The sequence below is a fragment of the Bradyrhizobium ottawaense genome (assembly GCF_002278135.3).
GTDB lineage: Bacteria > Pseudomonadota > Alphaproteobacteria > Rhizobiales > Xanthobacteraceae > Bradyrhizobium > Bradyrhizobium ottawaense.
The window spans coordinates 820,821-831,041 of sequence record NZ_CP029425.2; the positions used below are offsets into that span (position 1 = coordinate 820,821).

At 64.0% G+C, this 10,221-nt stretch carries 8 protein-coding genes and 1 pseudogene; 5 read left to right on the forward strand and 4 right to left on the reverse strand.

The genetic code is table 11. The features are described 5' to 3' along the window. Nucleotides 1-35 precede the first annotated feature (35 nt). The 4 genes and pseudogenes from CIT37_RS03825 to rpmB form a co-directional block, all read right to left on the reverse strand. Entirely contained in the window at nucleotides 36-647 is a 612-nt protein-coding gene (locus CIT37_RS03825; RefSeq protein ID WP_161966329.1) for a hypothetical protein, read from the reverse strand. Between the two features lie 116 nt (nucleotides 648-763). Then, nucleotides 764-956: pseudogene (locus CIT37_RS03830) on the reverse strand (phospholipase effector Tle1 domain-containing protein); the annotation flags it as partial. Nucleotides 957-1,021: 65 nt separating this feature from the next. Next, nucleotides 1,022-1,996, reverse strand: coding sequence for an AAA family ATPase (locus tag CIT37_RS03835; RefSeq protein WP_154694123.1), 975 nt, complete (start codon nucleotides 1,994-1,996; stop codon nucleotides 1,022-1,024). Between the two features lie 405 nt (nucleotides 1,997-2,401). Further along, the gene (gene rpmB, locus CIT37_RS03840; RefSeq protein ID WP_028141842.1) at nucleotides 2,402-2,713 is read right to left on the reverse strand and encodes a 50S ribosomal protein L28; all 312 of its coding nucleotides are present in this window, start codon (nucleotides 2,711-2,713) and stop codon (nucleotides 2,402-2,404) included. Nucleotides 2,714-3,271: 558 nt separating this feature from the next. On the opposite strand from rpmB, the gene CIT37_RS03845 reads away from it, so the two are divergent. The 5 genes from CIT37_RS03845 (at nucleotide 3,272) to CIT37_RS03865 (ending at nucleotide 10,110) form a co-directional block, all read left to right on the forward strand. Next, nucleotides 3,272-4,081: a DUF3108 domain-containing protein gene (locus CIT37_RS03845; protein ID WP_038973650.1), complete on the forward strand. Its 810-nt coding sequence runs from the start codon at nucleotides 3,272-3,274 to the stop codon at nucleotides 4,079-4,081. 723 nt (nucleotides 4,082-4,804) lie between these two features. Next, entirely contained in the window at nucleotides 4,805-8,212 is a 3,408-nt protein-coding gene (locus CIT37_RS03850; protein ID WP_095424757.1) for a helicase-related protein, read from the forward strand. Between the two features lie 49 nt (nucleotides 8,213-8,261). After that, nucleotides 8,262-8,492: a S4 domain-containing protein gene (locus CIT37_RS03855; protein WP_018316485.1), complete on the forward strand. Its 231-nt coding sequence runs from the start codon at nucleotides 8,262-8,264 to the stop codon at nucleotides 8,490-8,492. Nucleotides 8,493-8,624: 132 nt separating this feature from the next. Continuing rightward, on the forward strand, nucleotides 8,625-8,963 hold the full coding sequence (gene fdxA, locus CIT37_RS03860) for a ferredoxin FdxA (RefSeq protein WP_011082989.1): 339 nt from the start codon (nucleotides 8,625-8,627) through the stop codon (nucleotides 8,961-8,963). 343 nt (nucleotides 8,964-9,306) lie between these two features. Next, the gene (locus CIT37_RS03865) at nucleotides 9,307-10,110 is read left to right on the forward strand and encodes a CarD family transcriptional regulator (protein ID WP_080670149.1); all 804 of its coding nucleotides are present in this window, start codon (nucleotides 9,307-9,309) and stop codon (nucleotides 10,108-10,110) included. Nucleotides 10,111-10,221 lie beyond the last annotated feature (111 nt).

Genomic DNA, 10,221 nt, shown 5'->3' on the forward strand with positions numbered 1-10,221 from the left:
TCCGGCAAGCCGGGGATTGAAGAAAGTCTCGAGCGCTACCTGCTAGCCGCGCGATCTGCTTTGACGATGGCGGCCGCCAGATGTCCCAATCGACGCGCGGCGTGTCCCGCGATCGAGCCGTCCCGGCGATCGCTCCGCAGCGCCGTCACTTCGTCTTCCAGTCGTGCCGCCCACGCATTGGCTGCCATGGTCTCGGCGGTCGCCTGCTGCAGCTCGACGGCGAGGCGATCGGCGCGGTCCCGCTCGCGCTCGAACACGGCCCTGTAGGCGGTTGCGACGTCTTCGAGCCGCGCGATCTCCGCCTTGAAGGACTCGGTCTCTAGAGCGTTTTCGAGCGAAGTGGATACCGGTTCGCGTGAAGAAAACGCGTCAGAATAAGAATCTGGAGCCCCGTTCCGACGCCGTCGGAACGGAAATGGCTCTACGGCCTCGATCCTTGCCATGGAGGCGGCGATGGGGTCTGCCCGGCCGGCACGTCGCGGGCGGGGCGTGTACCGGAGCTCGGCGAGATCAACGCTCACCAGGGCCTTGCCGTCATCCGAACGCGAGCGCGGCAGCCGGCGTCGTCTCGCCAGCGACCGCGCGGCCTCGCGCGAGATGTTGAGGCGGGCACTGAGATCGGCATACGTCAACAACGCAACGCACATCGGCGCTTCTCCTGGAGCGAACCGGGAAGGCATTTCGAGCTAATGATGGCTGGACGATTACAGCAGGCTAGGGTGCGTTGGTTAATGAACGGTTAACGCGCGCGGAGGGTGTTTACGGGTGGCGGCAGCGGGCCGATCCTGGGATCGCAGAGCACCATCTGCCGCGGCTGCGTCTTGTTTCTCTTCCGAAGGCAGCGATGGAGCTTCAGGACGCTGGAGATGTTCTCCGAGATCTCGTTGCCGGCCGTCACAGCAAATGACGAGGTTTTTAGGCGAGGGGTTGGGTGCGGGGTGTGCGCGATGGTCCATGGGATGCGCCTCGGGGTGATGATACCGGGGCGAGTATGGCAGAATTGCAACAAATAGTTTGCAGGCTAGACTGGAATGTAGCCCGCACGCTCACCGTTCAACGCATTCTCTCCAGCGAACCACTCATAGTGGACCGCTGCAGCGACATCTTTCGGCGGCTCCTTGTTCTCAAGTACGATCAGTTGCAGATTCGTATTGAAGCTGGTCAACGAACGCCAAAATCCACTCTCCATTCCAGGATCTATTGGTCCGTCCTGATTCCCGTCGCCAATATTTCCCTTCTTGTAGCTCGTGAGAGGCGAATCGAGGAGCACCATGCCTAGATGGGGGCGACCATTCTTTCCGCAGTACCTGAGTAGCCCCAGCACGAATGCCGAATGCAGGATGGCTCGAAAGCCTTTGCCATGCGAACGTCTAGATTGACCGTCGATGACGATGTCATAGGTTGATTCATCAAAGTCAACTCGTCCTTCGCCCTTCCAATTCCATTCCTTCAGAACAGCCTCCACCTCCTTACAAAACGTCAGAAGTAGCTTTGACGGCAGCGGCTCCCATTTTTTGGCGGGGCCCTTGCTGTTAGCCGATGCTCTTTCGATGGCTTGCTTTGCCAGGCGCAGGCTAGACACTTGATCTTGGTCGTTTCGAATCGCTTCCAACTCGATCCGCCTCGATATTAGCTTTTCCAGGCGCTGCGCCCCCTCTCGCATTGTAGGGATAAGAACGTTGGCGATACGAGAATCGATCTCCCTCGTTGCTGCCGAGCTATCGGTTTGCTCTTCCTCTCTGAGTTTTCTGCGATTTCTAAGGCTCTCGGTTGCAGCGGCCAGATCAGTCTGGCGGCCCAAGATTTTTGACGCCTCTGCTTTGGAGGCCTCATAGATGTCTTTTGTCGCCACTGTCACTTTGTGTGTATGATCGGGCGACATCGGCTGATCGCAAAGCGGACATCTAACTTCTTGAAGGCCATTGAAAAAGTGCGATCCTTCCGCAATAAAGTCTAGGCGCTTTGTCGCCAGCGCCACCCCGCTGCTGTACCTCATGAACGTCCGGAATTTTCGAAGCCAGATAGCCAGAGGCCCATTCGAGGGTGAAGCGCTCAAACTCCTCTGGGCTAAACTGCGCTAGTCGATCTAAAGGATCGACAGGAAGGCCGACGCCGAGTCCCAGTAGCCTAGCGTTCGCATTAGGCCAAGGCGTAGGAAGCGGAAGATTCGCGACAGCTTTCGATTTGGTGTTGACCGCCCCCACGTCTCCCCCAGCAAGAGATGATTGTTGATTGCGAGAGCTACTTCATAGCACAACTTCTCGTAATTCCACTTTGGGCGAAGATTGCAGGTCCACAAACAAAAACGGCCGGATCTTCCGATCCGGCCGCAACGCAAACTCTTACTGGCTAAGTCTACGCCACGCGACGCAATCTAGCCCCCGCCCAATTCTGGAAAAACTTAGCTGGCCTTCTTGGCCGGTGCAGCCGTCGGGCCGACCTTTTTCTGGATGGCGCGCTTCAGCTCGAGGGCGCGGGGCGACAGAAGGTCGGCCTTGGCCTTGAGCAGGAAGGCATCTAAGCCGCCATTGTGGTCGACGCTCTTCACCGCGTTGGTCGAGACGCGCAGGCGCACGTTGCGCTCCAGGGCTTCGCTGATGAAGGTCACGTTGACCAGGTTCGGCAGGAAGCGGCGCTTGGTCTTGATGTTGGAGTGGCTGACCTTGTGGCCGACGAGGGGGCCCTTGGCCGTGAGTTCGCAGCGGCGAGACATGGTAGAAATCCTTAAGTTTCGAACCCCTAACGAGTGCGGCCGCCATTCGGGGCGCCACGGGGGCTAATTCTTCGTCCTTGCAGGGAGCGCGCGGACGTATAGGGGGGAAGGGGCGGGTAGTCAAGGATTTGGGCGGTCTTTTCGCCTCTCCCCGCCTGCGGGGAGAGGCCGGAATGCGCGCGAATAGCGCGGATTCCGGGTGAGGGGGCGTCTCCGCGGGGGAGGGGGCCGCCTATGACCTCAACTATCACCGCCCTCGCGGAGAGCCCCCCTCACCCCGACCCTCTCCCCGCAAGCGGGGCGAGGGGGAAAAGGCAGCGGGAGAGGCGAAGCCGATCACCAAAACGGCAATGTTTGTCGCGCCTTACCATCACATAAAGGGCGTATTCGCGACCGAAGACTCCGGTGGAGTTCCCGGCTCGAGACGCCCGGACACATTGTTTGCCGCGGTTTTTGGCTTAAGTAACAACCGTCGCGCCCCGATTGGATTGTTTCGTGCTCACAACGTCCCCTCTTGCGCCAGAAGAGCGCTCAGTCCGCCCGCGCTTTGCCGGCTGGCTGGCGGCGCTTTGCGGCCTGGCCGTGGCGTGGGGCGCGGTGCCCGCGGCGGCGCAGGGCAAGCTCGAGGCGCAATATGAGGCCTCGCTGGCCGGCATTCCCGTCGGCAAGGGCGGCTGGAACATCGACATCCAGGACGACGTGTTCTCGGCGGCGGCCGCGGGCGGCACCTCGGGGCTATTGAAGTCGTTCACGGGCGGGTCCGGCACCGGCGCTAGCCAAGGGCGGATCGTCAACGGCGCGCTGGTGGCGACCGGCTACCAGGCCTCCACCACCACCTCGAAGAAGACCGAAGAGATCCGCATCACGCTCGACAAGGGCAATGTGAAGGATTTTGCCATTCTGCCGGAGCCGCCGGTCGATCCGGACCGTATCGTCGTCACCGACGCGCATCGCCGCGGCGTCTGGGACCCCATGACGGCCTCGCTGCTGCGCGTGCCCGGCAATGGCGACCCAGTCTCGCCGGACGCCTGCCACAACTCGGCCCCGGTGTTCGACGGCCGCATGCGCTACGATCTGAAGCTTGATTTCAAGCGCATGGAGAATGTGAAGGCGGAGAAGGGCTATCACGGCCCGGTGGTGGTCTGTTCGCTCTATTTCGTGCCCGTCGCCGGCTACATCCCCGACCGCCCCGTGATCAAATATCTCGCCGCCCAGCGCAACATCGAGATTGCGTTTGCCCCCGTCGCCGGCACCCGCGTCCTGGTCCCGTTCTGGCTGAAAGTGCCGACGCCCCTGGGGCCGGCCATGCTGGAAGCGACCAGCTTCATCACCACGGCCCAGCCGCCAAGGGTGGCGAAGACGCAGTAAGCGGCGGCTGCCGTAGCGCGTTCTCTCTCTACCCTCTCTCTCGGCCGTCATTCCGGGGCGCGACGCAGTCGCGAACCCGGAATCCATCGTGAGACAGTCTCCGCTGCACGATGGATTCCGGGCTCGCGCCAAGAGGCGCGCCCCGGAATGACGAGCAGAGTTTTTGGCTGCGTGAAGGTTTTGCAAATTCAATCACTTGCCTACTGTGCATGGGGTTGTTTTCGCAAAAATTGGTCCCGGCGGCTCCGGTCCCGGAATCCATTTGACTCCTCCCTGATTCTGATTCGACTCCGCGCCGTCCCCAACTTAAGGCTTTGCGCCATCGAAACGTCACTTGTACGGCGGCCCAAAACTCCATCTAGTTGCGGCCAATAAGACTCCCGCGACATGTTGCGTGAACGGAACATGACTCCGGGGGGAGTCAGCGATTCGGCCGCGATTCGTTCTAGAGTCGTTCCGAAGCTTAAGACTAACGGGAAAAGCGTCGCAAAGTGAGACAGTTGCGCGAGGTTTTTCTCCCTCGCCCCGCTTGCGGGGAGAGGGTCGGGGTGAGGGGGAGTCTCCACAGATGCGGTGACAGATGGACTCGCGGAGAGTCCCCCTCACCCGGCGCTTTGCGCCGACCTCTCCCCGCAAGCGGGGCGAGGTGACTTCCAAGCGCTGCCCGCCCCCGCCCACAACAGCACTGACATTCGCCCAAATCGCCACTACCTAATCCCCCAGATGCCCTTTTCCTCCTCCCCCTTCGCTTCCGAGCGCGCGCCGTCCGATCGCGTGCCTGGCGCCGGCGTCACTGCGGTGCTCGGGCCGACCAACACCGGCAAGACCCATCTCGCCATCGAGCGGATGCTGGCGCACCCTTCCGGGATGATCGGGCTGCCGCTGCGCCTCTTGGCGCGCGAGGTCTACAACAAGATCGCCGCGCGGGTCGGAGCCGAGGCGGTCGCGCTCGTCACCGGCGAGGAGAAGATCAAGCCGAAGAGCCCGCGCTATTGGGTGTCGACCGTCGAGGCGATGCCGCGCGACCTCGACGTCTCCTTCCTTGCCGTCGACGAGGTCCAGATCGCCAGCGATCTCGAACGCGGCCACGTCTTCACCGATCGGCTCCTCAACCGCCGGGGCCGCGACGAGACGCTGCTGCTCGGCGCTGCCACCATGCGCCCGATCATCGAGCGGCTGTTGCCGGGCGTCTCCATGATCACGCGGCCGCGCCTGTCGCAGCTGGAATTCGCCGGCGATCGCAAGATCACGCGCCAGCCGCGCCGCACCGCGATCGTCGCGTTCTCGGCCGATGAAGTCTACGCCATCGCCGAGCTGATCCGCCGCCAGCATGGCGGCGCCGCCGTGGTGCTGGGCTCGCTCTCACCGCGCACCCGCAATGCGCAGGTGGCGATGTTCCAGAACGGCGATGTCGATTATCTCGTCGCCACCGACGCCGTCGGCATGGGTCTCAATCTCGACGTCGACCACGTCGCCTTCGCCTCCGACCGCAAGTTCGACGGCTACCAGTTCCGCCGCCTGACGCCGTCCGAATTCGCGCAGATCGCGGGGCGCGCCGGCCGCGCCACGCGCAACGGCACTTTCGGCACCACCGGCCGCTGCGCACCGTTCGAGCCCGAGCTCGTCAACGCGCTGCAGAACCACACTTTCGACCCCGTGAAGATGCTGCAATGGCGCAACGCCAGGCTGGATTTCTCCTCGCTCGGCGCGCTCCAGGTGTCCCTGAACCTCGCCCCCGGCCACGAGGCGCTGACGCGCGCCCCTGTCGCCGAGGACATGCGCGTGCTCGACCATGCCGCCCGCGACGTCGAGGTGCGCGATATCGCGCATGGCAAGGCGGCGGTGGAGCGGCTGTGGGAGGCCTGCCAGGTCCCCGATTACCGGAAACTGTCGCCGGCCGCCCATGCCGAGCTGGTGACCACGTTGTACGGCTTCCTGATGCGGAAGGGCTGCATCCCCGACGCCTGGTTCGAGGCCCAGATCACCCAGGCCGACCGCGTCGACGGCGACATCGACACGCTGTCGGCCCGGATCGCGCAGATCCGCACCTGGACCTTCGTCGCCAACCGCCCGGACTGGCTGAAAGACCCCGAACGCTGGCAGGGGATCGCCCGCGAGGTCGAAAATAAATTATCGGATGCGCTCCATGAACGCTTGACTGAGCGTTTCGTTGATCGCCGGACCAGTGTATTGATGCGCCGCCTGCGGGAGAACACGAGCTTGAATACTGAAATCGGCAAGACCGGCGAAGTCATCGTCGAAGGCCATGTCATCGGCCGCCTCGACGGCTTCACCTTTGCACCGGATGCGGCGGAAGCTGGTTCGGATGCGAAAGCCTTGCAGGCTGCAGCGCAAGCAGTGCTCGCCGGCGAGATCAACACGCGCGCCGAAAAGCTCGGCAACGCGCCGGACGATCAGTTCGTGCTGACCTCGGAAGGCACCATCCGCTGGACCGGCGACGCCGTGGCGCGGCTGTCTGCCGCAGAGGAGGCGCTGCATCCGCGCATCCGCATCATCTCGGACGAGCGTCTCACCGGGGCGCCGCGCGAAAAAGTGCAGGCCCGGCTCGAGCTCTGGCTCAAGACGCATGTCGAGAAGCTGCTCGGGCCGATGTTCGAGCTCTCCAAGGCCGAGGACGTCACCGGCATCGCCCGCGGCATCGCCTATCAGCTCGTCGAGGCGCTCGGCGTGCTGGAGCGGCCCAAGATCGCGAACGAGCTGAAGGATCTCGACCAGCCCTCGCGCGCGGTGCTGCGCAAATACGGCGTCCGGTTCGGCGCCTACCACATCTATTTCCCCGGCCTTTTGAAGCCTGCCGCGCGTGCGCTCGCAGCGCTGTTGTGGGCGCTGAAGCAGGACAATGTCGATCTGTCCTCGCTGTCGGGCGCGCAGCATCTGGCGAGCTCGGGCCGTACCTCGTTCCCGGTCGACAAGGCGCTGCCGCGCGATGCCTATCGCGTGCTCGGCTACAAGCAGGCCGGCGAACGCGCCGTGCGCGTCGACATCCTGGAGCGTCTTGCCGATCTGATCCGCCCGGCGCTGGCCTGGCGCGAGAACGCGTCCGGCGAAAAGCCGGCCGGCGCCTTCGACGGCCGCAGTTTCGTGGTGACGCAGGCGATGACCTCGCTCACCGGATCTGCCGGCGAGGATTTCGCCTCGGTGCTGCGTGCGCTCGGCTATCGCATGGAGAAGCGTCCGCCGCTGCCGCAAAAGCCGGCCGTGGTGGAAACGGTCGCGGCCGAGACGCCGCCGGCTGAAGGAAGCGCCGACTCCTCGACCGAGACCGCGGCGGAGGCCGTTGCCGGCCTGCCGGCGGAGGCCTCCACCGAAGCGGTCGCCGAGCCGGTCACCGTCGAAGATGCGCCCGGCATGGAGGTGCAGGACGAGCCGGCCCAGGAGGCCGAGCCCGTGCTGGAAGCCTCTCCGGAGGCCCCCGTCACGCCCGAAGACGCCCCCGGCATTGCGCCGCCGGCGGAAGAGCCCGCTGCGCCCGTCGAGGCTGCCGGCCTCGAAGCCGCTCCGGCCGAGACCGCCGCAACCGAAGCTGCCGCGTCACCCGACGCCGCCGCGCCTGAAGCTGCGGCGACGCCCGCCGAGCCCGAACTGATCGAGGTCTGGCGTCCCGGCGGCCGTCACGAGGACCGCAAGCCACGCCACGAGCGCCATCGCCATCAGCGTCATCACCATCAGCCGCGTCCGCAAGGAGGCGCCGAGGCAGGTGCCGCGCCCGCGGAAGGCGGGGCCGCGCAAGCCGCCGACGGCGCGAAGCCGGGCCAGCGTCATGGCGGCCATCGCAGGGACGGCGGCAGAGACTTCCGCAAGCCGCGCGAAGGTGGCGAAGGCGCGCCGCGTCCCGAGGGGCGCGACGACAGGAATCGCCGCTTCGAGGGCAAGGATCGCGACAACAAGGGACGCGATCGCGACAAGGGCAAGTTCGGCGGAGATCGCGACAAGGGCCGTGACAACCGCGGCCGTGATCGCGACAAGGGCCGCGACCGCCAGGGCGGACCGTCGCTGCGTCCCTACGCCTCGAGCGCAAACCCGCGCGAGCGCGATCGCCCGGCCGATCCGAATTCGCCCTTCGCCAAGCTCGCCGCGCTGAAAGAGCAGCTGTCTGGTCGGAAGGAGTAATCCCACGACCGAGCGGCAGCGCCTCGACAAATGGTTGTGGCACGCGCGGGTGGTGAAGGCGCGCACCTCCGCGGCCGAGCTCGTCGGGTCGGGCCACGTTCGCGTCAACGGTGAGCGCGAAAAGTCGCCGGGGCATGCGATCAAGATCGGCGACGTCATCACCGTCGCGCTCGATCGCACCGTGCGGGTGTTGAAGGTCACCGGCTTCAGCGAGCGCCGTGGCGATGCTGCCGCGGCGCGGGTGCTCTTTGAGGAGCTAAGCGAAGCGAAACGCAATTAATTGCGTTTCGAATTCACTTCTTGGTCGATCAAACACACAAAGCGGTCATGATCGGGCCTTCCCGACCTTGCGGCGCCCGGCCATCCGCGCTACGCAAGCCGCGACTTTTAAAAGAGCTTTTCGGAGCGTTGGATGACTTACGTCGTCACTGAAAACTGCATCAAGTGCAAGTACACCGACTGCGTCGAGGTCTGCCCGGTCGATTGCTTCTACGAGGGTGACAACATGCTCGTCATCCACCCCGACGAGTGCATCGATTGCGGCGTGTGCGAGCCGGAATGCCCCGCCGACGCCATCAAGCCGGACACGGAACCGGGCCTGGAAAAGTGGCTTTCGGTCAACGCCGACTACGCCAAGAGCTGGCCGAACATCACCCAGAAGAAAGAATCACCTGCCGACGCCAAGGAATTCGACGGCATGGAAGGCAAGTTCGAGAAATATTTTTCTCCGAACCCCGGCTCCGGCGACTGAATCGGGCTCAAACTTAACCCTAATAGCGGCGCTGTCGCTGAAAACCAGCCCTCAAGACCCCTAAATCATTGATTTTTGCGGGAAATGTGCTATATTGGGCACATTAAGCCGAACCCGTCAGCCCCGTTGGCCCCGCTGGGTTCCCGTGAAACCAAATGTCGAACAGGGGCGTGGCAGTTTCCGCGCGCAGGCTGTGTCACAGAAAACGCGTAAAAAGAGTACTTCAGCGAGGGCTTCCCATAAGGAGGCCAAAAAAGTCGCCGCGGCCAGCCGTAGCGCATCCAAGGGTCGGACCGCGACGAAGGCGCCGGCTGCAAAGTCCTCGAAGAACAAAAGAAGCGCAATGCCTAACAAGACTGCCAAACCGGCCGCGAAAGCGACCGCTGCCAAGCCTGCTGTCAAGCCCGTTGCCGCCAAGGCTCCCGCTGCCAAGCCCGCCGCGTCGAAGGCTCCCGTTGCTGCTCCTGCCAAGGCTCCCGTTGCTGCCGCCAAGCCCGCCGTGAAGCCGGCGGCCGCTGCGCCGAAGGTCGAGGAAAAGAAGGTCGTGACCCAGCGTCAGGGCTTCAAGGCCAATGAATTCGTCGTCTATCCCGCTCACGGCGTCGGCCAGATCCTGGCCATCGAGGAGCAGGAGATCGCCGGCGCGAAGCTCGAGCTGTTCGTCATCAACTTCATCAAGGACAAGATGACGCTGCGCGTGCCGACCGCCAAGGTCGCCAATGTCGGCATGCGCAAGCTGTCCGAGCCGGCGCTGGTGAAGAAGGCGCTGGAGACGCTCAAGGGCCGCGCCCGCGTCAAGCGCACCATGTGGTCGCGCCGTGCCCAGGAATACGAAGCGAAGATCAATTCGGGCGACATCGTCGCGATCGCGGAAGTCGTGCGCGACCTCTATCGCTCGGAGTCGCAGCCGGAGCAGTCCTACAGCGAACGCCAGCTCTATGAAGCGGCGCTCGATCGTCTGTCCCGCGAGATCGCGGTGGTGCAGCACTCGACCGAGACCGAAGCGGTCAAGGAGATCGAGGCCCAGCTCGCCAAGAGCCCGCGCCGCAACGCCAAGGCGGAAGCCGCCGAGGGCGAGGCGGATGCCGAGGGCGATGCCGACGATACCGATGGCGACGACACCACGGTCGCCGACGAAGCCGCGTAAGCAGCTTCGTTCTGCGCAAGCAACCAAAAGCCCGGCCTCGCGCCGGGCTTTTTGTTTGGGGACGTTTTCCAAGTCGATGACGGAAGCTTTGTGCAAGAGCTCTCTCGACAA

Excerpts from the sequence above, each read along its gene's own strand:
- rpmB (WP_028141842.1), bottom strand. The coding sequence starts at position 2,713 with ATGTCTCGCCGCTGCGAACTCACGGCCAAGGGCCCCCTCGTCGGCCAC.
- CIT37_RS03825 (WP_161966329.1), bottom strand. The coding sequence starts at position 647 with ATGTGCGTTGCGTTGTTGACGTATGCCGATCTCAGTGCCCGCCTCAAC.
- fdxA (WP_011082989.1), top strand. The coding sequence starts at position 8,625 with ATGACTTACGTCGTCACTGAAAACTGCATCAAGTGCAAGTACACCGAC.
- CIT37_RS03865 (WP_080670149.1), top strand. The coding sequence starts at position 9,307 with ATGCCTAACAAGACTGCCAAACCGGCCGCGAAAGCGACCGCTGCCAAG.
- CIT37_RS03835 (WP_154694123.1), bottom strand. The coding sequence starts at position 1,996 with ATGAGGTACAGCAGCGGGGTGGCGCTGGCGACAAAGCGCCTAGACTTT.
- CIT37_RS03850 (WP_095424757.1), top strand. The coding sequence starts at position 4,805 with ATGCCCTTTTCCTCCTCCCCCTTCGCTTCCGAGCGCGCGCCGTCCGAT.